General features: G+C 35.0%; 24 protein-coding genes and 1 riboswitch. Of the genes, 11 read left to right on the top strand and 13 right to left on the bottom strand.

Annotated elements, in window-relative coordinates; genetic code table 11:
- Positions 1 to 52 precede the first annotated feature (52 nt).
- Both C245_RS0117925 and C245_RS0117920 read left to right on the top strand, forming a co-directional pair.
- A complete protein-coding gene (locus C245_RS0117925; RefSeq protein ID WP_017497991.1) occupies positions 53 to 808 on the top strand; it encodes an NUDIX domain-containing protein in 756 nt (251 codons plus the stop codon).
- Positions 809 to 851: 43 nt separating this feature from the next.
- On the top strand, positions 852 to 1,172 hold the full coding sequence (locus C245_RS0117920; protein ID WP_017497990.1) for an MmcQ/YjbR family DNA-binding protein: 321 nt from the start codon (positions 852 to 854) through the stop codon (positions 1,170 to 1,172).
- Positions 1,173 to 1,196: 24 nt separating this feature from the next.
- Here C245_RS0117920 and C245_RS0117915 read toward each other — a convergent pair whose 3' ends face one another.
- From C245_RS0117915 to C245_RS0117885, 7 genes are all read right to left on the bottom strand, one after another.
- Positions 1,197 to 1,805: an alpha-ketoglutarate-dependent dioxygenase AlkB gene (locus C245_RS0117915; protein WP_017497989.1), complete on the bottom strand. Its 609-nt coding sequence runs from the start codon at positions 1,803 to 1,805 to the stop codon at positions 1,197 to 1,199.
- Positions 1,792 to 2,037: an Ada metal-binding domain-containing protein gene (locus C245_RS0117910; RefSeq protein WP_017497988.1), complete on the bottom strand. Its 246-nt coding sequence runs from the start codon at positions 2,035 to 2,037 to the stop codon at positions 1,792 to 1,794. The genes C245_RS0117915 and C245_RS0117910 overlap by 14 nt, the downstream gene beginning before the upstream one ends.
- 135 nt (positions 2,038 to 2,172) lie before the next feature.
- A complete protein-coding gene (locus C245_RS0117905) occupies positions 2,173 to 2,886 on the bottom strand; it encodes a 2OG-Fe(II) oxygenase (protein WP_026110139.1) in 714 nt (237 codons plus the stop codon).
- 114 nt (positions 2,887 to 3,000) lie between these two features.
- Complete coding sequence (locus C245_RS0117900; protein WP_017497986.1) at positions 3,001 to 3,846, bottom strand: methylated-DNA--[protein]-cysteine S-methyltransferase; 846 nt, start codon at positions 3,844 to 3,846, stop codon at positions 3,001 to 3,003.
- A gap of 147 nt (positions 3,847 to 3,993) precedes the next feature.
- A complete protein-coding gene (locus C245_RS0117895; RefSeq protein ID WP_017497985.1) occupies positions 3,994 to 4,455 on the bottom strand; it encodes a GNAT family N-acetyltransferase in 462 nt (153 codons plus the stop codon).
- A 75-nt stretch (positions 4,456 to 4,530) separates the two neighbouring features.
- A complete protein-coding gene (locus tag C245_RS0117890) occupies positions 4,531 to 4,863 on the bottom strand; it encodes a multidrug efflux SMR transporter (protein ID WP_017497984.1) in 333 nt (110 codons plus the stop codon).
- 41 nt (positions 4,864 to 4,904) lie between these two features.
- A complete protein-coding gene (locus tag C245_RS0117885) occupies positions 4,905 to 5,984 on the bottom strand; it encodes a hypothetical protein (protein WP_026110138.1) in 1,080 nt (359 codons plus the stop codon).
- A gap of 94 nt (positions 5,985 to 6,078) precedes the next feature.
- On the opposite strand from C245_RS0117885, the gene C245_RS0117880 reads away from it, so the two are divergent.
- Positions 6,079 to 7,920 (top strand): hypothetical protein, encoded by a 1,842-nt coding sequence (locus C245_RS0117880; protein WP_157495903.1) that lies wholly within the window; start codon positions 6,079 to 6,081, stop codon positions 7,918 to 7,920.
- Between the two features lie 72 nt (positions 7,921 to 7,992).
- On the opposite strand, the gene C245_RS0117875 is transcribed toward C245_RS0117880, so the two are convergent.
- Positions 7,993 to 10,317: a patatin-like phospholipase family protein gene (locus C245_RS0117875; RefSeq protein ID WP_232424381.1), complete on the bottom strand. Its 2,325-nt coding sequence runs from the start codon at positions 10,315 to 10,317 to the stop codon at positions 7,993 to 7,995.
- Positions 10,318 to 10,556: 239 nt separating this feature from the next.
- Positions 10,557 to 11,873, bottom strand: a complete 1,317-nt coding sequence (gene ahcY / locus C245_RS0117870; protein ID WP_017497980.1) for an adenosylhomocysteinase — start codon at positions 11,871 to 11,873, stop codon at positions 10,557 to 10,559.
- A gap of 317 nt (positions 11,874 to 12,190) precedes the next feature.
- Between ahcY and C245_RS0117865 the strand changes: the two genes are divergently transcribed.
- Positions 12,191 to 12,841, top strand: coding sequence for a 4'-phosphopantetheinyl transferase superfamily protein (locus C245_RS0117865; RefSeq protein WP_017497979.1), 651 nt, complete (start codon positions 12,191 to 12,193; stop codon positions 12,839 to 12,841).
- Positions 12,842 to 13,046: 205 nt separating this feature from the next.
- On the opposite strand, the gene C245_RS0117860 is transcribed toward C245_RS0117865, so the two are convergent.
- From C245_RS0117860 to C245_RS0117850, 3 genes are all read right to left on the bottom strand, one after another.
- A complete protein-coding gene (locus C245_RS0117860) occupies positions 13,047 to 13,448 on the bottom strand; it encodes a group III truncated hemoglobin (protein WP_017497978.1) in 402 nt (133 codons plus the stop codon).
- Positions 13,445 to 13,732 carry a hypothetical protein gene (locus C245_RS0117855; protein ID WP_017497977.1) on the bottom strand — a complete coding sequence of 96 codons (288 nt, stop codon included), beginning with the start codon at positions 13,730 to 13,732 and terminating at the stop codon, positions 13,445 to 13,447. The genes C245_RS0117860 and C245_RS0117855 overlap by 4 nt, the downstream gene beginning before the upstream one ends.
- Before the next feature lie 81 nt (positions 13,733 to 13,813).
- The gene (locus C245_RS0117850) at positions 13,814 to 14,410 is read right to left on the bottom strand and encodes a Crp/Fnr family transcriptional regulator (RefSeq protein WP_017497976.1); all 597 of its coding nucleotides are present in this window, start codon (positions 14,408 to 14,410) and stop codon (positions 13,814 to 13,816) included.
- An 81-nt stretch (positions 14,411 to 14,491) separates the two neighbouring features.
- Here C245_RS0117850 and C245_RS0117845 point away from each other — a divergent pair, with 81 nt between their 5' ends.
- The 5 genes from C245_RS0117845 (at position 14,492) to C245_RS0117825 (ending at position 20,825) form a co-directional block, all read left to right on the top strand.
- Positions 14,492 to 15,220, top strand: a complete 729-nt coding sequence (locus tag C245_RS0117845; RefSeq protein ID WP_017497975.1) for a geranylgeranylglyceryl/heptaprenylglyceryl phosphate synthase — start codon at positions 14,492 to 14,494, stop codon at positions 15,218 to 15,220.
- A gap of 33 nt (positions 15,221 to 15,253) precedes the next feature.
- Positions 15,254 to 15,877 (top strand): nicotinamide riboside transporter PnuC, encoded by a 624-nt coding sequence (gene pnuC, locus C245_RS0117840; protein ID WP_017497974.1) that lies wholly within the window; start codon positions 15,254 to 15,256, stop codon positions 15,875 to 15,877.
- The gene (locus C245_RS0117835; protein ID WP_017497973.1) at positions 15,838 to 17,952 is read left to right on the top strand and encodes a DUF4301 family protein; all 2,115 of its coding nucleotides are present in this window, start codon (positions 15,838 to 15,840) and stop codon (positions 17,950 to 17,952) included. Before pnuC ends, C245_RS0117835 begins: the two co-directional genes overlap by 40 nt.
- A complete protein-coding gene (arfB, locus tag C245_RS0117830) occupies positions 17,952 to 18,356 on the top strand; it encodes an alternative ribosome rescue aminoacyl-tRNA hydrolase ArfB (RefSeq protein WP_017497972.1) in 405 nt (134 codons plus the stop codon). The genes C245_RS0117835 and arfB overlap by 1 nt, the downstream gene beginning before the upstream one ends.
- A gap of 104 nt (positions 18,357 to 18,460) precedes the next feature.
- Positions 18,461 to 18,554, top strand: a riboswitch (TPP riboswitch).
- A gap of 132 nt (positions 18,555 to 18,686) precedes the next feature.
- Positions 18,687 to 20,825, top strand: a complete 2,139-nt coding sequence (locus C245_RS0117825; protein WP_198288058.1) for a TonB-dependent receptor domain-containing protein — start codon at positions 18,687 to 18,689, stop codon at positions 20,823 to 20,825.
- Between the two features lie 62 nt (positions 20,826 to 20,887).
- On the opposite strand, the gene C245_RS0117820 is transcribed toward C245_RS0117825, so the two are convergent.
- Positions 20,888 to 21,301 carry a hypothetical protein gene (locus C245_RS0117820; protein ID WP_017497970.1) on the bottom strand — a complete coding sequence of 138 codons (414 nt, stop codon included), beginning with the start codon at positions 21,299 to 21,301 and terminating at the stop codon, positions 20,888 to 20,890.
- A 156-nt stretch (positions 21,302 to 21,457) separates the two neighbouring features.
- Between C245_RS0117820 and greA the strand changes: the two genes are divergently transcribed.
- Both greA and C245_RS0117810 read left to right on the top strand, forming a co-directional pair.
- Positions 21,458 to 21,934, top strand: a complete 477-nt coding sequence (gene greA / locus C245_RS0117815) for a transcription elongation factor GreA (RefSeq protein ID WP_017497969.1) — start codon at positions 21,458 to 21,460, stop codon at positions 21,932 to 21,934.
- A gap of 58 nt (positions 21,935 to 21,992) precedes the next feature.
- Positions 21,993 to 22,382, top strand: coding sequence for an HIT family protein (locus C245_RS0117810; protein WP_017497968.1), 390 nt, complete (start codon positions 21,993 to 21,995; stop codon positions 22,380 to 22,382).
- Positions 22,383 to 22,647 lie beyond the last annotated feature (265 nt).

Genomic DNA, 22,647 nt, shown 5'->3' with positions numbered 1-22,647 from the left:
CATTAAATTGCAGGTATATTAAAGAACAGCATGCTGATTTAAGAAACGTTAAATGCCAAAAAAGATAATAGAAAATAGCGAAAATTACCAGCCCGGACTTTCAATTGACTGTGTCATTTTTGGATTTCATGACAATCAGCTAAAAGTTTTACTCATTAAAACTCCATTTGATGAAAAATGGTCCTTACCCGGAGGATTTATACCCATTGAGGAAGATATTGACACCGCAGCCGTAACCGTTTTAAAGGAACGTACCGGAATGCAGGGTATTTTTTTAAGACAGTTTGCGACTTTTGGCCGCGTCAAACGAAACGATCTGCATTTTGGGAATGCTGTACTGGATCACTATAATATTTCCAAAGAAGACGGAAAATGGCTTACTCAGCGTTTTATAACCATTGGATATTATGCCTTAATTGATTTTTTAAAAGCAGTTCCGCAAAAAGAAAACAGTCAGGAAATTATAGAATGGATCGATCACAAAGAAGTTCCTGAACTTATTCTGGATCATAGAGAAATTCTGGATAAAGCCCTGAATACTCTTAGGATCGAGTTGAATTTAATGCCGGTGGGTTACAATTTGTTACCCGAAAAATTTACAATTCCCCAGCTGCAAAAGCTGTATGAAACGATTTTAGATCGAAAATTAGACAGACGAAACTTTCTGCGTAAAATCACCAATATCGGAATTCTGAATAAACTGGACGAAAAGAAAAGCAATGTGGCTCACAAAGCCCCAAACCTATATACTTTTGATACAGATAAATACAAAGAGGTCCTTAAAAACGGACTGAATCAGGGATGGTGAAAAACAGGTTTTAAGCAGTGAGATCTTAAAAGACGAGTTAAATATGATTGCAATAGAAACATTTAGAAGCCTTGCGTTGTCATTTCCGGACGCCACAGAAGAACCTCATTTTGAGAAGACCTCTTTTCGCATCAACAAAAAAATATTCGCCACTTTTGATGAAAAGAACAATACAGCCGTTTTAAAATTGAACGAAATCGATCAGTCCGTTTTTTGCGCTTCAAGTGAATTGATTTTTTATCCGGTTCCCAATAAGTGGGGCAAACAAGGCTGGACGGTTGTAGAGCTTTCAAAAGTAAGGCCGGAAATGTTTGAAGACGCTTTGATTCTTTCTTATCAAAATGTAGCTTTTAAAAAAAAGTGAAAAGTGAAAAGTGAGAATGTATTGTTAAGTTACAATAGTTCTGAACGTCAGATTTACTCTTGGTTTTGAAGTCGTTTTTGTGGGAGGTAAACGATGCAGCCAGTTCGTTTGAGTAGCATCTTTCATAACCAGTAAACTTCCGTGTTCTAAAATTAAAGAAACAGTTTCTTTGGTTTCCTTGTGTTTGAAGGCAAATTTTCGTTCAGCGCCAAAGCTAACGGAGGCAATGGCACCGTTCTTTTTTAAATCTTTTTCAGCATCACTGTGCCAGGCCATTCCTTCCTCACCGGAATGATATAAATTGAGCAAACAGGAATTAAAGGTCTCTCCCGTTTTTTCTTCTATCACCGCTTTTAGTACTAGTAATTCCGGAGTCCACGCAAGCGCTTTTTTGGTGGTATTGGAATACGTATATTCAAAACCTGAATCACCATACCAGGCCACTTTCCGTTTGGTTAAAATCAATTTACCAAAGATAACAGCTTCATCATTTTTCCATTCAATGGTATTTAAAAGGACCTCCAAATAATGATTGGAGTCCTCTCTGGAAAACAACTTTCCGTAATAATTAACCGTTCCGTCTTTAGGAAGCAGATTCGTTGTTTCGTCTGTATGCGGATTAAATAAGTCCATTTTTCCAGTTTTGATATTCAGTTTTCATACAATGTCCACAAGGCCGAAAATTGTTTTCTTTGGCTTCGTCCTCGGTTGAAAAGAAAACCCTGTTTTCGCGTTTCATTCTTTTCCCGGATTTGCATTTTAGCGTTCCGTAGATTTTTAGTTTTCGGTTGCCACCAAAGCAAATTTCTTCATTTTTAATTTTACTTCGAAGATCTGAATCTTGAATTTGATTATGTTTAATCATTTTTTTAAAGATAAATTTCTCGCAAAGTCACAAAAACGCAAAGTCTTTGTCTTTATTGAAGAAACAAGGAAGAAAACTTAAAACGCAAAGGTAAGTAATTGCTTTTGCGACTTCGTAACTTTGCGAGAGATAAAATTATGAAAGAGCGTCGTGAAAAATAATTCCCAACGTATGTCGTTCGCCAGAATGAATCTCGCTTACACCATGTTTCATATTTACGCGATAGTATCCTTTTGTACCTTTCACAGGTCTGAAATTGGTGGTAAAAACTAAAACGTCTCCTTTTTTAGGTTTCAGTACAATAGCTTTGGATTGCGCCCGAGGTGTTTGCTGTGTCAGTACAAATTCTCCGCCTGTAAAATCTTCATCGGGTTCGTTCAGGAAAAGAACAATCTGAATTGGAAAATAAACATCTCCGTACAAATCCTGATGCAGCGTATTGAAACCGCTTTTACCATATTTTAAGATTAAAACAGTTGCCTTTAATTGATGATTGGCATGGCATTGTTCCAGTAATTCCTGATGCGTATCCGGAAAAACGGTCTGAATATGAAGTGCTTTCATCCAGGCGTTTGCGATAGGAGCGAGTTTAGGGTAAATAGAAGTACGAATGTTCTGAATCAGATCGGGTAAGGGATAAGTGAAGTATTTGTACTCCCCTAAACCAAAACGGTAGCGTTCCATGACGACCGTTTTTCGATATAATTCAGACTTTGAATAATCGGCTTTTAGAGCTTCACATTGTTCGTTATCTAACAGATTTGGAATAATGGCGAATCCGTTATCGTGCATAGATTCGGTGATGCTGTCCCAATGAAGGGAAGCAATTTTTGAGGATATGTTTTGCATAATGATTTTAAGTTGAGGTTTTTCGGCCACGATCCAAGCGATAGCGAACGGACGAAGTGATTCCCGATTATAGCAATTTTGCAGGAAAAGATTTTAAAAAATAATGGCAGAAAATTATGGATTTATCTGTGCGCCTTCCCATCCAATAATGGCCGTTTTACGGGTGTTTCCCCACATATATCCACCAAAGGTTCCGGTGGATTGAATCACACGATGGCAGGGAATTAAAAAAGCGACTGGGTTACTTCCGATAGCGGTACCAACGGCACGGGAAGCATTGGGCTTCTCAATTTGCTGTGCGATTGAACCATAAGTAGAAAGCTGTCCCAATGGGATTTTTAAAAGAGTTTCCCAAACTTTCAATTGAAAATTAGTGCCTTTTAAGTGCAGTTTAATTTCGGATAATTTGCTCCAGTCATTTTGAAAAATAAACAGTGCATTTTGTTGTATCAGATCCAGCTTTCTGGAGAATGTGGCGTTGGGGAATTTCTGTTTTAAATTCTCAAAACCCATTCCTTCATTTTCGGCAAAAGCCATAAAACAAACTCCTTTAAGTGTTGAAGCCACAATGATATTTCCAAACGGACTTTCGGCAAAACTGAAGTTAATTTCTAAGTTCTTTCCCCCATTTTTATATTCGGCTGGCGTCATACCTTCGATGTTCACAAACAAGTCATGCAAACGGCTGGTTCCCGAAAGACCGGTGTCAAATGCAGCATCAAATAAAGTAGCCTGATGGTCTTCCTGAAGTATTTTCTTGGCATGTTCAACACTTATGTATTGCAAAAACTTCTTCGGACTTGTGCCTGCCCATTCAGTAAACAAACGTTGAAAGTGAAAAGGACTTAAATGCACTTTTTCGGCAACTTCATCAAGATTAGGCTGCGCTTTAAAATTGGCTTTGATATAATCAATCGCTTCAGCAATTCGATTATAATTAATGTTTTCCTGTGTGTTCATTTTCGTTTCATTTTATAAGGCAAATATCGACACGTTTTTGCGGGTATAAAATCCGAAACTTGCGGAAGTAATAGTTTGTTTCAAGTTTCAGGTTTCACGTTCTGCCGAAACTTGAAACTTGAAACTTGAAACTTGAAACAATTACAGCTACAATTCTTTCTCCATTTTATAATTAATCAGTTCGACACCCAATCTTACATTTCGTTGTTTGACTTTTGCGGTAAAACCGTTCTTCTCGAAAAAAGGTTTGGCAGTAATGCTGATGTCTGATGTTATGATTTTTGAATGTTGTCTTTTGGCTTCAAGTTCTAATTCGGTTAAGAGCTTATTGGCGATTCCTTGTCTTTGATAGTCTTTGTGGATATAAAAGAAATCAATATAATCTCCGTCTTTTAAAGTGCCAAAACCAACAATTTTAGTTGCAATGATAGCCAGTAAAACAAATTGTGTTTGAATAACGTCTAACCAACGCTCGGTATTATGAACACCATAAGTCCAAGCCTCAATTTGTGCAGGATTGTAATCGCTCTTACAAACCGATTGTATGGTTTCGGTATACAATTGCTGCATTTCCGCTAAGTCTGAAATTGTTGCTTTTCTAAAATTCATTAAATTTTTGATTTATAGTGTAAGGAGTGTTTTTATAATATCATTTGATAGTATCAATGATTGATTTAAAATACCTTAATGCGCTGTAGTTTTAGAAAAAACATTAATGACAATAACACCTGCCATAATCAATGTTAATCCAATTATCGCTGGTAAATCGGGGATTTGTTTGAAGAAAACAGCGCCGATAATCGTGATCAGTACAATCCCAACTCCCGACCAGATGGCATAAGCAATTCCGACCGGAATGGTTCTGATGGCAAAACTTAAAAAATAGAAAGCGGCAAAATACCCCAAAATGGTTATAATACTTGGGATTAGTCGGGTAAATTCTTCAGATTTTTTTAGGGCCGAAGTAGCAATGATTTCAAAGATTATAGCAATGCCTAAAAAGAAAAAGTTTTTCATATCACGTTTTTTACAAAGATAGCTTTATTAAAAGAAGAACTTTATTTGAGATCGTCTTTTGCGACGGAAACACTTATGAGCTTGTAACCTTTTTCGGTTCGAAGAAATTCAAAATGATCCTGTTTGAAATCAGTTTTATTACTTGAATTAATAACTATGTTTTTAACAGGATACATCCATTCTTTAGGCTCATTACAATTATTAAAGTACGTATTATATTCGCTCGTTTCAAAAATAAAAGGATTCAACCCATCAGACGAAACGAAATAATCTATTCCGGAAGTCTTAAGCTGTTGAAGTTTTGATTTTAAAAGAGCATAATTATCTTCAATAAATTTTGTCTTTGATTCGCTTTTCCATCCAATTGGTTCTTTCCAATAAGTGATTTTGTCAAAGGAGATCTTCATTAAATTTTCTTTGGATAAATCAGAAAGCAAATTGTTTTTTAACCACCACTTAAATTCCTTATCGTAATTAATAAAAGAATAATACTCACCGTCAACGCCGGTGAAATTCTCTCTTGATTCTTCTTTATTAGGGGCTTTTGATTTTTGTAAAGAATAAAAGTTAAGATCAGTATGGTCGTTGAAATCCTCAATTAAGACTTTGTTGTTAAGGTCTGTAAGATATCTTTTTCCTCCTGTCCAGAAAAAATGTTCGCCGTCCTGTTTTTTTAGGGCACCTTTTAAGGCCACAATCATTCCGTTTTGAACTTTTGATAAAACACTGTAATCGGCAGGAATTGCAATTTTGCCTTCACTATTAAACATTCCGGTTTTGTCTGTTTTTCGGTCTGTAAATCTAATGTAACCTTCATTTTCGCAATCCGGGCCATTGTCAAAAATGTATAAACTATCACGTCCCACTATTTTACCGGATTTAGTTAAATAGTAGCTTTTCCAGCTGTCATTTATCTCTTCTGTTACAGCAATAATTTTATCGAATTTACGGGCAGTAGTGAACCCCATAAACTTTGGCGTTATTTTGATAGTTCCGTTTGCGTCTTTAAATCCAATATGTGTGGTGTCTTTGTCCCAAAATGAAATCCAGATATCTTTTTTTTGTGCGAGTATAACACAATTCGTAAAGAAGTACAGGCAAAAAACTAGAAATCGTTTCATAAAGGCAAATTTCCAGTAAAGATAAGAATAACATTTTCTAAAAATAGACCTTGGACATTTGGGAGGAAAAGCAGTACTTTTCGAGAAAAAATAAATGAATAGAATTGTATTGATTTTGATGAGCTTTAGTCTTTCTATGTTTTCCCAAAAAAAACAACCAAGTAAAGAGGAGAAAGACATGATCTATGAAATTACTTATAATGTAAATAAAGAAATTTTTAAGACTCCTAATTTTCCGTTTAAAAAAGTAAATAGAAAAATGGATGAAATTCAAAAGAAAGCCATTCAATCTGCTGAAGTAATCAACTCTTCAATAGATACAATTATCGCACGAGGAGTGTTGAAATTGGAGAAATCTACTTATGGATATGACCTCTTGTTTAATTCCCGTTTTCCTTCTTATTTTAAAGAAAATGATGAACCTACTATTGTAGATTTTCACCCCGTAACCAGTAAGCTGTTTAATTCGAAAAAAGAGTTGATTGAAATTCAGCATGTCGGTGGAACTTCTTTTGGAAGCGAGTTTTTGTACAAATACAAGAACGGAAAAGAGGTTAATTTGAATTTTACTACGTTACGCAAGCAGGATCAGATCAACAATGCCATAAATTTTAAAAACAACAACGAACTTGATGAAATTAAAGGAAGTGTGGTTTACAATATTAAATTCATTACAGATTATTCTCAGGTAAAGCTTTCTCAAAAGGATATAGGAAGTACGTTTAAGCTGAATAATAACGAATACAAGTTAGTAGATGTCATAAACAATGTGATTTTGATAGAAGCAGTTGATCAGAATAGTGATCGGGAAAACAAGATACGCTTGGTGAATTACGATGAGTTGGGCAATGTATTGGTTACATACAGTGACAAGGAAATGGCAGAACTAAAGAAGAAAAATAAAAAAATCAATGATGAAAGGGCCGGTCTTAGTGATATAAGAGGTAATATTAGTAAACATGTTTTTGAGACTTTTAAAGCCAACCCTGCGATGAGTTTTGAAGAATTTAAAAAAACATTTACTATTGATGAGGTAATAAATGAAAAAAGGAAGTACATCTTTATTCAGACTATTGCGCCAATTAAAAATGATTTTGTTCTTTATGAACCTGTTTATGGTATAGACAGGACTTTTGAGATGATTCCGAATCTGAAAGAGCCTGAGCCTAAAAAAATGAGGACTGAAGATTACAATGCTCCACAATTATCTGCAGATTGGAATGAGAAACTATTCGGAAACATTAAAGAATACACTGAGAACGTTTACTATGCAACAAAAAAGAACGGCAAGTATGTAAAAGGTAAAATGCAAAATTATACCACCTATAAAAAGAATGCTAATGGGGAGTTTGTTGAAGATAAAATATTTCCTAAAAAGTCTGATTATCCGGAGAACAAATATAATAGCTTAAAACAAAAGATCGAATCAATAGGTTACGATGATGATGAAAAAATTACCGGAAGAACAATTTACAGTTACGGCCCTGAAAAAAAATTAGTAGAAGAGAAAAGTTATTTTTCGGATAATGATACTCTAAGAAGTTTGGTGAAATATAAATACGATAAAAATCAAGTTGTAAAAACAAGCTTTTCGTATGATTATCAAGATGGAGAAACCAAAGTTACGGAGTCTGAAGATGTATTCGTATATGATGAAAGAGGGAATCTTATAGAAGAACATTCGAAGAATAATAAAGAGGATTCGGTGTATCTGGATGAAATGGTAATTTATAGAAAATACAACTCCGATAATAGAAGAATTGAAGAATCAAGTTCAGATTCCTTTTTAGGAGATGGAAAAATTAAGTTGGATACAAAATTAGAGTATCTTAAAATCGACAATCAGAAAAACTGGACCGAAATGTTTTTTGAAGGAAGGTTAAGTTCAGAAAAACAAGAGGCTAATTTTGTTGAGAGAATATTTGTATATGAATAGGAAGCATTACAAAAACTAAACCCGACAGGTTTTTAAAACTTGTCGGGTTTGAAAGATATTTTTTAATTTTTTCTACGGATTAAGTGATAATCCGACACTGAAAAACAATCGGACTTTGTCGATATTATTGATCCATGAAGTATCAAAGTGAATTGGGCCTAAAATAGACTGATAGGAAATAGCAGCTCCTCCGGATAGTACAAGGCTGGTTTCGAAATTATGATCCCAATTTCCTTTTGGTTTAAAGGCGTGGTCGATGAAATCGCCAAAACTGTCAAAACCTACAGAGGCAATATTAACATGAGGGGTCAGATAGATTTTTCCGGTAATATTTATTTGCGAGGCGAGTTTAAGCCCCATATATTGTGTAACATTGAGTTCGTCTTCATGCAAACCCGGGAATGAAAAGCGATTACTGCCGGAACTTGGGATAATACCACCAAGAAAATATCTTGTTGCATAACCAAAATCGAAAAACGAAATTTGATTGTTTTTGAGCTGATCTTGAAAAATAAAACAAGCATCAAACCCTACGATTCCTGTAATTTTCTTTTTTAAGGGCAACCTCTTTTCAAAGCTTAAGCCAAATTTCGTATAATTATTTGTTGAGCCTGAAAGACGCAGGACATCTGGGGCGGAAATGGAGGCGTTGACATTGCTAAGGAGTGATCGCGTTATATTTGATTTTATAATGGTTCCGTTTGTAGCAAAGAAAACTTTATCCATATCATTATAAGAATAATGCATGTTGAATTCGATATTATTAGAGCTGTAGTTGTTTAGTGAAACTGTGTTCGGATTGTATTCCCGGTCATATTTTGGTTTGAAGTAGGTGTAGTGATAGTTTAAACCAAAACCAAAATAGCTTTTCAGCGAATTTAAATTTCTGTTTACCTCATTGTTGAATTCAAATGTATTATAAAGGATATTATCTGAGGCTTTGCCATTAAGGTAAATTTCCTGTTTTAAGAAAGCTCCGTAAAGTTCCGTACCCCACCACCATTCTCTGCGTCCTCCAAAATTTTTCTGAAAATTGATTCTGCCTTTTGGTTGTTCTGCTATATCGGCAGTAACCAAAAGACGGGAAGCATCGGCAAGGACGTTTCTGGCGGTGTAGTTAAAAATAACGCCAACACCTCTGTAAGTATCATAGTGTACAGAGGTATTTAGCTGGTTTTTAGCACGCTCAGATCCAAATAATGTAAGTCCGGGTTTATCGCCATCTTTGATGAAATAGCTATATCCAATTTCATCAAAAAGATTGGTGCCCATAGCCCTGTTGATACCTGAAATTAAATCTTTGGAGGTATATTTTACATGGGGTTTAAGATTTGCTCTTCCCACTACCAGAGGGAGATTTTCAGGACTTATTTTCTTGTAAATTATGGTGTCAAGAACAAATTCTTTGGGCATATAGGGCAATTTGTGCGTTCGTTGCGTAAATCCCTTTAACTTTTCCGATAAAGCAATTAAAGCCGGAAGATTTTTATTTGCCGCTATTTTGCCGTCTTTGTAGATTTCGTTACTAGCTGCAAAGTCAGCTGTTGAGAAACGCAGGTTGGGCATGTGATCGACTAATATGGTACACAGATCACGGTTTGCCGGGTTTTTAACATTACTCGGAAACATACTCGTCTGCATTAATATCATCATAATATTATTCAGTTTCCCCATTGGCTGCATTCCTCCACCTACATCGCTGCCAATAATAATATCGGCACCCATTTTTTTGGCCACATCAGTTGGAAAATTATTTAATACTCCTCCGTCTACTAACATGGTTTTTTCGTAAGGCACTGGTTTGAAAATAGCGGGCAAAGACATGCTGGCTCGCATGGCGTAAGCTAAACTGCCTTTGCTTAAAATAACTTCTTTGCCTTCAACTAAGTCAGTAGCCATAGCTCTAAAAGGTATCGGGAGGCTATCAAAATCTTTAACATTATATACAGGAAAAGTCAACTCAGAAAGTGATTCCCTCAGGTTTTGATCATTTAAAAGGGAACCAACGCTATTGAGTTTTCCATCTTTAATCCCTATTCCGACCAAGTATCTTTGGAATTCTCTTTTTTCTTCGGCACTTACCGATCGTAATGACTGACCTCCGCCAAGGAGTTTATCCCAATAAATATTCTTAGTGATTTTTTCGATGCTATCGCCGGAATATCCCATGGCATATAAACCGCCAATGATACTTCCCATGCTATTTCCAACAATAAGATCAGGCACAATGTGTAGAGAATCCAGTTTTTGCAAAAGCGGAATATGTGCAATTCCCTTTGCTCCGCCACCACTTAATACTAAAACGACTTTAGGTTTCTTTTCCTGAGAAAATAGTATGTGAGGAAGACATAATAAAAACAAGAATACCAATAAACAAGATTTTTTTTTCAAGAGCACGGCGTTTATGTAGTTGAGAAGTAGTGACTTAATTGAATTCTATTTGAATTCTTAAAATTAAAAAGTTATTCTGAAAAAAGCTTTTTTTTGATAGAAAACTTTTTCTTTTTAGAAATAGACCTACGATTTATTTCTGAAAAGCCATTAAAAACAAAATCCGACAGGTTTTTAAAAACCTGTCGGATTTGAAAGATATAATTGAAGGAATCTAAAATCAGAAATCTTCAATCTAAAATTATTTAGTATCTGTAGTATTCTGGTTTGAATGGACCTTGAACTTCAACACCAATGTAAGCAGCTTGGTCTTCGCGAAGAACTTCCAATTCAACTCCTAATTTAGCTAAGTGTAGGGCCGCAACTTTTTCATCTAAATGTTTTGGTAACATATAAACATCATTGTTGTAAGCAGCACTGTTGTTCCATAATTCGATTTGAGCCAAAGTCTGGTTGGTGAATGAGTTACTCATTACAAAACTTGGGTGACCTGTAGCACAACCTAGGTTTACTAAACGACCTTCAGCCAAAATGATGATGTCTTTTCCGGCGATAGTATATTTGTCAACTTGTGGTTTGATTTCGATTTTAGAAGCACCGTGGTTTTTGTTCAACCAAGCCATGTCGATTTCGTTATCGAAGTGTCCGATATTACAAACAACAGTTTTGTCTTTCATTTGCTCGAAGTGCTCTCCAAGAACGATATCTTTATTTCCTGTAGTAGTAATGATGATATCAGCATTAGCAATTACAGTGTTTAATTTTTTAACTTCATAACCGTCCATTGCAGCTTGTAAAGCACAAATTGGATCAATTTCAGTAACAGTTACAATAGATCCTGCACCTCTGAAAGAAGCAGCAGTTCCTTTTCCAACATCACCATATCCACAAACTACAACTCTTTTTCCAGCCAACATTAAGTCAGTTGCACGACGAACAGCATCAACAGCAGATTCTTTACAACCGTATTTGTTATCAAATTTAGATTTAGTAACAGAGTCGTTAATGTTAATTGCAGGCATTGGTAAAGTTCCGGCTTTTACTCTTTCGTAAAGTCTGTGAACACCAGTGGTAGTTTCTTCAGATAAACCTTTAATTCCAGGAACCAATTCAGGGAAACGGTCAATAACCATGTTTGTTAAATCTCCACCATCATCAAGGATCATGTTCAATGGTTTTCTGTCTTCACCAAAGAATAAAGTTTGCTCAATACACCAGTCAAATGATTGCTCATCAAGACCTTTCCAGGCATAAACCTGAATTCCTGCAGCAGCAATAGCAGCAGCAGCCTGATCCTGAGTGGAGAAAATGTTACAAGAAGACCAGGTAACTTCAGCACCAAGAGCAATTAAAGTTTCGATCAAAACAGCAGTTTGAATCGTCATGTGCAAACATCCAGCAATACGAGCACCTTTTAAAGGTTGTTCGTCTTTATATTCAGCACGAAGCGCCATTAAACCTGGCATTTCAGCTTCAGCCAATTCAATTTCTTTTCTTCCCCAAGCCGCTAGAGAGATGTCTTTTACTTTGAAAGCCACAAAAGGCGTAGTTGTAGTACTCATTTATAGTATATTTGTAATTGTAAAATTTTTGCAAATTTACGGAATAGGTTTTTAATTTAGACTACTTTCTGTCAGAATTGTGAAATGTTTAATTTCTTAATCTTTAGAATATTAGTTGATTACTATAGCTGTTATATGGAGCGTAGTTGAAATAAGAAGCTAATCCTGCTGTCCACTATATCTTTTGCAGCGAACCCCGCTGCAAAAGGATGCCGTTCCCATCAGGGCTATAAGACGAGACGTTAAATAAGAAATTTCGTTTTCAAATCAGAAAAACAACTCATAGCTAACAACTCATAACTCATAATTAAAAAAGAATGCCTTTATTTGAAACCATACAATTCAACGAAACGACTAAAATCTTAGTTTGGCACATAACAGAATCATTTGAGGAGTTAGTGAGCAATGTACTTTTAAAAGAGAAAACACAGTTGAGGCTGAACGGGATGAAATCTGTAATGCATCAACGCGCCTTTTTGAGCGTTCGTATGCTGATCCAGGAAATGGGTTTTACAGATCAGGACTTGCACTACGACGAATTTGGGAAGCCCTATTTCAATTGCGAAAATCATATCTCCATCACACATTCACATGATTTTGCAGCGATTATAATTAGTGATAAAACAGTAGGAATCGACATGGAGCTGCAACGCGACAAAATCCTTCGAATTGCAGACAAATTTGTAGAGACCGAAAACAGTTATTTAAACACTCAAAATACTCCCGATTACATCAGGGAACTGACAGTAATTTGGGGAGCCAAAGAAGCTATTTTTAAGATCAGAAACGAAAAAGGAATCAGTTTTAAAGATCATATTAGTGTAGATGCATTTTCGTTAGATAAAAATCAGACCGAAGCCAGTCTTCATTTTAATGATCTTGCAGTAAATTTTGACGTGTACTATAAAGAAATTAAATCAAATACTTCTGGGCAGAACTTTACTTTGGTTTATGCTTTTGATAAATAAAGTTTAAATAAAAATTCAATAAAGAAATTCCATTATTGGTTCTCGATTTTGTCATTTCGATCGAAGAGAGAAATCACGCTGGAAGATCGACAAAGATTGGCGATTTTTGTTGGTGGAATTTCCTGGGTGAGTTGCTACGCCAATTCGCTACCGCTCAGGTCTCTTTTCGGTAGAAATGACAAACAATGTGTTTTAAGATCTGGTACTACAAGGTTTCATTCATTTTCTTTCGTTTTTCAAACATACTCAGAAACAAAAAAGTTCCCATTTTACGGGCACGTCGTTTTAATGTTTCGGCATTTTCGCCTTCAAAATGTTCTTCTAAAGTCTGAAACCAATGATTCAGCCAGATTCCAAATTCATTAGAGGTGATTCTTCCTTCAAAATGCGAATCGACTTCATTGTGTACAGCAATCGGATTACCATTATATTTTCTTATGGCAAATAAGTTAGTTTCCCAAAAATCGGTAAGCTTCTCTAAATGCGCATCCCAATCTTTAATCATAGAATTGAAATAAGAGCCGATTTCATTATCGGCTCTTATTTTAGCATAAAACTGATGGACTAAAAATTCGACATCTTCTCGATTCTCTATTTGTTTTTTCATAGAATAAAACTGTTTAACAGAATAAAAAATACACTTAAAAGGGCACTTGCAATAATAAGGTTAAAAACCGTTTTATGTTTCATTTGTGCCAATATAGAAGTATTTGCAAAAACACAAGCCAAAACAATAATGGCAAGTTGTATCATTTGTGGTATTGAGGTTCCGTTAGCCAGAACGTACATGGCTGCAGCACCACCTAAGCAGCTTTGACCAATTACAGCCATTGCAGCAGAACCCATATAGTTTTTATTGAAATTTTCGAATGTTGTTTGATATAGTGTCATGATATTGAGATTTTTATACTACAAAGGTACAGGCACTATAGGGTTGCATTTTATGATTAAAATCATATAAACTGAACTATTTTATCGGTATACTTTTCTGTTTATAATTTTTAAAAGACCTTTTTTCTCCAGAGTTTTTATCGTTCTGATGACCGTTTCGACACGTAAACCTGTTAGGTCTCCAATCTGTTGTCTTGTAAAATTGATGAGGTATCCATTTGCGTCTTTTTTAAAATTGAAATAGGCAATTCCATGATCGATTAATTTTAAAATCCGATGCTCCGGCTCCTGAGTAGACATCTCTGCCGCCATAACCGATTTGTAATACAGTCGCTGCGCCAGATTTTCGATTATTTTAAGACTGATGTCCGGATTCTCCCCCAGCAGTTTCATGAAACTATTTCTGTCAAGAAGAAGAATTTCCGAATCTTCAACAGCAATGGCATTTGCCGGATATTTTTGATTTAAAAATAAAGGAGGTTCTCCAAAAGGTTGTTCTTTGTAAAAAATACCCTGAATAAATTCACGTCCGTCATCGTTATAATTACTCATTTTCACTTCTCCGGAAACAATCTGATAATAGTATGCTGGCAGATTGTTTTCTTCAAAAATAATTTCATTTTTGTCAAAAGACTTTTTCAAAGCGCCATATTTTTCCAACAGATCAATTGCAATCATAATTTTGTTTAACTATAACACAAATATAATTCATTCAAAATAGTTCTTCTACATCAAAAAACTTTTACTTTTACGCCCATTATGAGACAAAAATTACTCACTATTCGGCAAGAAATTTTGGAAGCTAAAAGGAATGGGCAAAAATTACTGGCTATTCTGTTAGATCCCGATAAGATTGTTTGGGAAAATTTAGATCATTTATTGCTTAAAATAAATCAATCTCCCGCCACACATATTTTTGTAGGAGGAAGTATTGTGCAGGCAACAATTTTAGAAGATTTAATATCAAAATTAAAACAAGAAACCAATTTACCCGTTGTTATATTTCCGGGTGATCCTTCGCAGATTTCACCTCAGGCAGATGCGATTTTGTTCTTATCTTTATTATCAGGCCGAAATCCCGATTATTTAATAGAGTATCAGGTTCAGGCAGCTCCAATTTTAAAAAAGACAAATTTGGAAGTTATTTCGACAGGTTATATTCTGATTGAAAGCGGCAATGAAACTGCCGTAGCCCGTGTAAGTAAAACAAAACCACTGGAAAGGGATAACTTTGATCTGGTGCTGGCAACAGCGCAGGCAGGAGAAATGTTAGGAAACCAATTGATTTATCTGGAGGCGGGAAGCGGTGCAAAAAAAGCAGTTCCGTTAGAGATGATACAGCTAATTGCTCAAAATGTTGAGATTCCTATAATTGTTGGTGGAGGAATTGTAGATTTGCATGGAATTCAAAAGGCTTATAATGCCGGTGCTGATTTAGTAGTTATCGGAACTGCTTTTGAAAACGACAGCCATTTTTTTGAATCATAAATAAAAATCCAACCCAAACAAACCTGCTCAATTATGATTGATTTTTTTCTGGACAGTTATAAAAATACTCCGTTATGGCATATTGCCCTGGAGTTTTTAGTTTTTATCTGTGGGATTTTGAGTGTGTGGTTTGCGAAAAAAGAAAATATCTGGGTGTATCCAACCGGTTTGATTGCCACCGTTATTTCGGTTTATCTGTTATATGTCGCGGGTTATATCGGAGATATGATCATCAACGGATATTTTTCGATTATGAGTATATATGGATGGTATGTATGGGCCAAAGGAGGAACGGTTGAAGATAATTTGCCTATAACACGAACAAATGCCAATGAAAAAATAATTGGAATAGTATTGTTTTTTATAACTGTTTTTGTAGTTTTCGGTATCTATAAATACTTTGATTATGAAATTAGAAACGACAATTATGTCGATATGATTTCATCTGGAATATTTTTTGCAGGAATGTGGTACATGGCGAAGAAAAAGATCGAGAACTGGACGCTTTGGATCATTGGTGATATTATTGTGGTGCCCCTTTATGCTTATCGCGGTTTAGGGATGTTGTCACTTCAGTATTTAATTTTTACAATTTTGGCTATTTCAGCTTATTTAGAATGGAGAAAAATCTTAGACAGCAAAAAACAGCTATCATAAAAATTGCTTTATTTGGTCCTGAAAGTACAGGAAAAACTACCTTGGCAAAACAACTTGCGGAATATTATGAAACCGAATGGGTTCCTGAGTTCGCACGCGATTATTTGCAGGAAAAATGGGAAGAAAACCAGCACATTTGTGTAGCCGATGATATGATGCCTATTGCATACGGGCAAGTAGCTCTTGAAAATCAAAAGCAGGCTTTGTCCAGAAAGTATCTGTTTTGTGATACCAATTTAATGGTGACAAAGGTTTTTTCTGAAATGTATTATGGATTTTGTGACCCGCTTTTAAACGAAGCAGCATTAGAGCATGAATACGATTTATTTTTCCTGACTGATATTGATGTTCCCTGGGAAAAAGATGACATTAGAGATACTCCTAAAGGTCGTGAAACAGTATTTTCAGTTTTCAAACAGACTCTTATTGATACTAAAAAACCTTTTATTACCCTTTCAGGAGATAAAGAAAGTCGTTTGACTAAAGCGATAGCGATCATAGAGCAATTAGCTGTCGCAAAACAGCACGGTATTTCATCTGAAGATTTTGTTCAGATATACGAACATGGAATTTCTTTTGAAAAGATTTTACAGCAGCTGCAAATTTTTAAAAACGGAATAAACAAATCTAATTTGGTTAGTCCGGCTACAATTTCCAGTGGTATATTAAGTTTGTCAGAAGCAGAATTTGAAGAGAAAGCAGCCTTTTTTGATCTTCAAAAATCAGAAATCAAATTGAAAAAGTTTGTTCCGGCTTCGGGTGCAGCCAGCAGAATGTTTAAATTTTTAAGCGCTTTTCTGAACGATTTTGACATTCAAAAAGAAACTATCAACGCTTATATCAATCGTAAAAATGACAAAGAGCTATCTATTTTTATAGTGGCTATGGAGAAGTTTGCGTTTTTTAAAGCGGTTGATAAAAAGTTAAAAGAAATCTATCCGGATTTTGAGGCGCTTGACCGTGATCATAAAAATTATTATTTTATAAAAACATTATTGTCTGTTGATTACTTTGATTTTGCAAATAAGCCAAAGGCAGTTTTACCTTTTCATCAATATAAAAGACATATTGCAAATCCAATTGAAGAACATTTAAACGAATGTGTCCACTATGCTTCTTCCAATCAGATTTCGAATTTGCATTTTACCGTTTCAGAAGCCCATCAGAATTTGTTTGAACGCGAAGTTGAGATCCTTAAAGAAAAAGTTGAAGTGGATTCAGAGATTAAAATAAATATCTCTTATTCTTATCAAAGTAAAAGTACCGATTCGATTTGTGTAGATGCTAAAAATAGCCCAATTCGGGATAAGAATAATAAATTAGTTTTTAGACCCGGAGGTCATGGAGCACTAATTGAGAATTTAAATGAACTTGATGCGGATGTTATTTTTGTCAAAAACATTGACAATGTAATTCAAAATCATATGGGTCAGATTGCATTATATAAAAAAGCATTAGCAGGGACTTTAATTAAAATACAGCAAAAAGTTTTTGGTTATTTAAATGCAATTGAAAAAGGGGAGATACAAGAGAAAGATCTTGAAGAGATTGTTCTCTTTTTATCAAAAAAACTTAATGTTGAGTTGAATAGTGACTATAGTAAGTTTACTTTCGAAAATAAAATCAGTAAGATAAAAAGCTTATTAGACAGGCCAATTCGTGTTTGCGGAATGGTGAAAAATGAAGGAGAGCCCGGCGGTGGTCCATTTTGGGTAATGAGCTCTAAAGGATCAGTTTCATTGCAGATTGTAGAGGCTTCGCAAATAGATCTTACAAATAAAAGACAACAGGAAATCCTGGCTTCGGCAACTCATTTTAATCCTGTTGATTTAGTATGCGGAATCAAAAATTACAAAAATGAGAAGTTTGATTTATTGCAATTTGTAGATCAAAAGACTGGTTTTATTGTCGAAAAAAGTGTGGATGGCAAATTAGTAAAGAGTTACGAACTTCCGGGACTCTGGAACGGAGCAATGGCCAATTGGCTTACTATTTTTGTGGCAGTACCATTAATTACCTTTAATCCGGTGAAAACAGTAAACGATTTATTAAAAGCTGCACATCAGCCACAATAATGGATATCGAAAAAATCATATCAGAATTAAGTTTTAAAGCCGTACGAAGCAGTGGTGCGGGCGGACAAAATGTAAACAAAGTGTCATCAAAAGTGGTGTTGACTTTTGATTTGAATGTATCTCAGGCACTGTCTGAAGAAGAAAAACTACTTTTGCAAAACAATATCGGATCTCGTTTAACCACAGAAAATATCCTGGTTTTAAATTGTGATGAAGACAGAAGTCAGCTTAAAAACAAAGATATTGTTATAAAACGATTCTTAGAAGTAATTAAAAAAGGATTGCATGTTCCTAAAGTTCGTAAAGCCACTAAAATTCCGAAATCGGTAATTAAAAAACGAATCAAGGATAAAAAGAGTGTCTCTGAAATAAAACAATCCAGAAAGAAACCTAATTTAGATTAAATACCAACTTTTTAAATTTCAAATTCCAATTATGGCGTTTAGATTTCATTGTCAAAATTTGGAATTTGGAATTTGAAAATTGGATTTTTTAACATTACATTTGCATCGTCTCAAAGGGGTGCTCTAAATAACGAGCTGAGATCATACCCAAAGAACCTGAGCGAGTAATGTCGCTAAGGGAAAGACGACAATTTTAGCGAATACACTATACTTTGTCGTGAAACATTTATTAATTTAACAAAAAGAATAATTCCCCCTTTTATTCGTAAATTTTTTACGGATGAAAACTTTTTTTTAAGTACTAAGGTACTAAGTCACAAAGGTTCTAAGATTCAAAAGTCGAACAGAACCAAATCTATTTTCTTACTTCTTTTTTCTATTTTCTTTTCTCAATTTTCTTTTGCACAACAGCAGGATTCTACAAAAGTCAATAAACTGGATGATGTTTTAGTTTCGGCAGTTCGTGTTACTGCTAAAACTCCGGTAAGTTTTAGTAATCTTGATAAAAAGGATATTAAATTTAGAAATCTGGGACAGGATATTCCAATTTTAATGAATTATTTGCCATCGGTGGTGACTACTTCTGATGCAGGAGGAGGTATAGGCTATACCGGGATCAGGGTGCGTGGTAGTGATGCTACAAGAGTAAACGTGACCATTAACGGAATTCCTTATAATGATGCTGAAAGTCAGGGAACCTTTTGGGTAAATATGCCTGATTTTGCTTCTTCTGTTGAGAGTTTGCAATTGCAAAGAGGTGTTGGAACCTCTACTAATGGTTCCTCTGCTTTTGGAGCGAGTTTGAATATGCTGACTGATAATTATGCTACGAAAGCAACGGGAGAAATTTCAAGTTCTTATGGAAGCTTCAATTCAAATAAAAATACCGTAAAATTCAGTACAGGCTTACTGAACGATCATTTTGAGCTGGCAGGGCGTTTGTCTACCATTAAATCAGATGGATATGTAGATCGTGCAAGTTCTGATTTAAAATCGTATTTTCTTCAGGGAACTTATATTGGTAAAACAACTTTAATTAAGGCGCTGGTTTTTGGTGGAACCGAAAGAACATACCAGTCCTGGAACGGAATTGATGCTGAAAAACTAAATTCAGACCGTACTTATAATTCAGCCGGAAAATATAAAGATGAAGCAGGAAATGTTCATTTTTACGATAATGAAACCGATAATTACAAACAAAACCATTATCAATTGCATTGGAGTGAATCAATTTCTGATAAATGGAGCAGCAACTTAGCTCTTCATTACACTAAAGGACAAGGATACTACGAAAACTTCAAATATAATGAGCCAATTAAAGGGTATGGGTCGATTCAGCCTACTAAAATGGTAGAAAATGACCTTGGAGAATTAGTTCCGGGAACTGATTTAATTCGTCAGAAATGGTTAGACAACGATTTTTACGGTACCACTTTTTCTGTAAAATATAAAGAAGAGAAATTAGACGTAATCGTAGGTGGTGGCTGGAATAAATATGAGGGAGCTCATTTTGGTAAAGTAATCTGGGCCAGAAATTCTTCTCAGGCCCTGCCGGGAGATCATTATTATGATGATTTTTCAACCAAAACAGATGGAAATATCTTCGCGAAAGCCAATTATCAGTTAACAGAAAAACTTAGTTTTTATGGCGATTTGCAATATAGAAATGTAACGTACAAAGCTAACGGAAAAGATACAGGATTGGTTGATGACAGTTTTAATTTCTTTAATCCGAAAGCGGGTTTAAATTACGCAATCAATTCAAAAAACACTTTTTACTTTTCATACGCAAGAGCCAATCGCGAGCCTAACAGAACCGATTATGAAGGTGGAAATGTAAAACCTGAAAAACTAAATGATTTTGAACTGGGCTGGAGATTCAATTCAGATAAATTTCAGTTGAATTCTAATGTTTATTACATGGCTTACAAAGATCAGTTGATTTTGACTGGAAGATTGGACGATGTTGGAGCTCCAATTCGTGCTAACACGGAGAAAAGCTACCGCTTAGGTTTAGAAGTTGATGCTACAATACAACTTTCTGAAAAGTTTATCCTTAGACCGAATTTCACTTTAAGCAGTAATAAAAATATTGATTTAGCTGTTGAAGGCACACATTACGGAACAACCGATATCGCTTATTCACCATCAGTTATTGCAGGAAATATTATTGTATATAGTCCGATCCAAAATCTGCACATTTCGTTATTGCAAAAGTTTGTAGGAGAACAATACATGAACAATATTGAATTACCGGCAGCAAAATTGGCGGACTATTTCGTAAATGATTTGAATGTGTCGTATGAAATCAAACCAAAATCAGTATTTAAATCAATTTTGATTACTGGTCTGGTGAATAATTTTCTGGATAAAAAATATGTTTCAAACGGAGCAATGTGGGATGTTTATCCTTACTACTATCCTCAGGCAGGAATTAATTTCTTAGCCGGATTGACATTGAAATTCTAAAAAAGTAAGAAATCAAACGTAAAATGTAAAAAGCCTGAAAAGTTATCTTTTCAGGCTTTTTTTTAATTGTAAACGTGAATTATCGTTCCGGTAAATTCTACGCGATATTGTTTTAATGGATAATCTTTACCTCCCAATCCCGTAAATAAACTATAGGCTGTTTTATCGCACGAACAAACTGCATTTATGCCGTCAATTGTCATGGCGGTGCAGGAAGTTATGGGCTGATTGGGACAGGCGGCATCAAACGCATTGTAACCACTTCCGGTATTAAAAATGATAATTCCTTTTGCTCCGTAATTTGGAATAATCACACCATTACTTACAAATTTAAGATTGGAATAAGCAGGCAGATTAGTATCAATAGACAGGTTAACTGCATAACTAGGAATGTAAGGGTTTTTGTCGCGTCTACTATTTTCACTACAGGAGAAAAGTACAGAAACAAAGAGGATTAAGTACCAGAATTTTTTCATTATTTTAATAAGAATTAGTGAAACAAAAATAAATTATTTACATTTGAATTCTATATGATTAACATATAATTATGTACTATTAAAAATAATAGTATATTTGTAATTAAGAAATCCCGTCCCGATGGGATTTTTTGTATTTATATAAACGACGAAGTTATGAGTAAAGTATCTTATTATACAGCAGAAGGATTAAAAAAATTAAAAGATGAGTTGGAGCATTTAAAAAGTGTAATGCGTCCAAAGGCATCTCAAGATATAGCAGAAGCAAGAGATAAAGGAGATTTGTCTGAAAATGCGGAGTATGATGCAGCAAAAGAAGCACAAGGTTTATTAGAAATGAGAATTGCTAAACTGGAAGAAGTGTATTCTAATGCAAGATTAATTGACGAATCACAATTAGATGTTTCGAAGGCATTGGTTCTTTCTAATGTGAAAATTAAGAATCAAAGCAATGGAATGGAAATGAAATATACACTTGTTGCTGAAAGTGAAGCTGATTTAAAAACAGGAAAAATCTCTGTAACGTCTCCTATTGGAAAAGGATTACTGGGGAAATCTGTTGGAGAAGTAGCTGAAATTACGGTTCCAAACGGAGTTTTGAAATTTGAAATTCTTGAAATCACCAGAGACTAATTTTTTTACGTTTAATCGTTAAATCGGTTAGACGATTCACCCAATAAACAAAGAAATAATGCCATCAATATTTACCAAAATAGTAAACGGAGAAATTCCTGCTTATAAAATTGCTGAGGATGATAATTATCTGGCTTTTTTAGATGTAAACCCAAATGCAAAAGGACATACACTTTGTATTCCAAAACAAGAAATCGACAAGATTTTTGATATGGAAGAGGAGTTGTATTTAGGATTAATGAAGTTTTCTAAGAAAATTGCAGCAGCACTGGAAAAAACGGTTCCTTGCAAAAGAGTTGGAGTGGCAGTTGTTGGTCTTGAAGTGCCTCACGCACACGTACATTTGATTCCGTTAAACGAAATGGATGAAATGCGTTTTCAAAATAAAGTTTCACTTTCTAAAGAAGAATTTGAGGTTTTGGCCAAAGATATTCAGGCGAATTTATAAACAAACAAAACAAACTGTCCAACTGAGCGAAGTCGAAATGTCAGACTGAGCGAAGTCGAAGTCTCTCGTTTCAGGCATAAAAAATCTCGACTCCGCTCGATTTGACAGTCGAAATAAAAAGATAAAGTGTAGTAAAAGTAAAATTTTGCTACACTTTTTTGTTTAACGAAATCCGATGAATCTATAAAACACCACGTCAGACTGAGCGAAGTCGAAGCCTCTCGTTTTAAGTATGAAAAAATCTCGACTCCGCTCGATTTGACAG

The organism is Flavobacterium sp. WG21 (assembly GCF_000335775.1).
Taxonomy (GTDB): domain Bacteria; phylum Bacteroidota; class Bacteroidia; order Flavobacteriales; family Flavobacteriaceae; genus Flavobacterium; species Flavobacterium tructae.
This window is presented reverse-complemented; position numbering and strand designations above follow the sequence as displayed.

Excerpts from the sequence above, each read along its gene's own strand:
- C245_RS0117925 (WP_017497991.1), top strand. The coding sequence starts at position 53 with ATGCCAAAAAAGATAATAGAAAATAGCGAAAATTACCAGCCCGGACTT.
- C245_RS0117880 (WP_157495903.1), top strand. The coding sequence starts at position 6,079 with ATGAATAGAATTGTATTGATTTTGATGAGCTTTAGTCTTTCTATGTTT.
- greA (WP_017497969.1), top strand. The coding sequence starts at position 21,458 with ATGAGTAAAGTATCTTATTATACAGCAGAAGGATTAAAAAAATTAAAA.
- pnuC (WP_017497974.1), top strand. The coding sequence starts at position 15,254 with ATGATTGATTTTTTTCTGGACAGTTATAAAAATACTCCGTTATGGCAT.
- ahcY (WP_017497980.1), bottom strand. The coding sequence starts at position 11,873 with ATGAGTACTACAACTACGCCTTTTGTGGCTTTCAAAGTAAAAGACATC.
- C245_RS0117915 (WP_017497989.1), bottom strand. The coding sequence starts at position 1,805 with ATGGACTTATTTAATCCGCATACAGACGAAACAACGAATCTGCTTCCT.
- arfB (WP_017497972.1), top strand. The coding sequence starts at position 17,952 with ATGGATATCGAAAAAATCATATCAGAATTAAGTTTTAAAGCCGTACGA.
- C245_RS0117885 (WP_026110138.1), bottom strand. The coding sequence starts at position 5,984 with ATGAAACGATTTCTAGTTTTTTGCCTGTACTTCTTTACGAATTGTGTT.
- C245_RS0117895 (WP_017497985.1), bottom strand. The coding sequence starts at position 4,455 with ATGAATTTTAGAAAAGCAACAATTTCAGACTTAGCGGAAATGCAGCAA.
- C245_RS0117850 (WP_017497976.1), bottom strand. The coding sequence starts at position 14,410 with ATGATTGCAATTGATCTGTTGGAAAAATATGGCGCTTTGAAAAAGTCT.
- C245_RS0117835 (WP_017497973.1), top strand. The coding sequence starts at position 15,838 with ATGGAGAAAAATCTTAGACAGCAAAAAACAGCTATCATAAAAATTGCT.
- C245_RS0117905 (WP_026110139.1), bottom strand. The coding sequence starts at position 2,886 with ATGCAAAACATATCCTCAAAAATTGCTTCCCTTCATTGGGACAGCATC.
- C245_RS0117855 (WP_017497977.1), bottom strand. The coding sequence starts at position 13,732 with ATGACACTATATCAAACAACATTCGAAAATTTCAATAAAAACTATATG.
- C245_RS0117810 (WP_017497968.1), top strand. The coding sequence starts at position 21,993 with ATGCCATCAATATTTACCAAAATAGTAAACGGAGAAATTCCTGCTTAT.
- C245_RS0117910 (WP_017497988.1), bottom strand. The coding sequence starts at position 2,037 with ATGATTAAACATAATCAAATTCAAGATTCAGATCTTCGAAGTAAAATT.
- C245_RS0117920 (WP_017497990.1), top strand. The coding sequence starts at position 852 with ATGATTGCAATAGAAACATTTAGAAGCCTTGCGTTGTCATTTCCGGAC.
- C245_RS0117865 (WP_017497979.1), top strand. The coding sequence starts at position 12,191 with ATGCCTTTATTTGAAACCATACAATTCAACGAAACGACTAAAATCTTA.
- C245_RS0117820 (WP_017497970.1), bottom strand. The coding sequence starts at position 21,301 with ATGAAAAAATTCTGGTACTTAATCCTCTTTGTTTCTGTACTTTTCTCC.
- C245_RS0117900 (WP_017497986.1), bottom strand. The coding sequence starts at position 3,846 with ATGAACACACAGGAAAACATTAATTATAATCGAATTGCTGAAGCGATT.
- C245_RS0117845 (WP_017497975.1), top strand. The coding sequence starts at position 14,492 with ATGAGACAAAAATTACTCACTATTCGGCAAGAAATTTTGGAAGCTAAA.
- C245_RS0117890 (WP_017497984.1), bottom strand. The coding sequence starts at position 4,863 with ATGAAAAACTTTTTCTTTTTAGGCATTGCTATAATCTTTGAAATCATT.
- C245_RS0117860 (WP_017497978.1), bottom strand. The coding sequence starts at position 13,448 with ATGAAAAAACAAATAGAGAATCGAGAAGATGTCGAATTTTTAGTCCAT.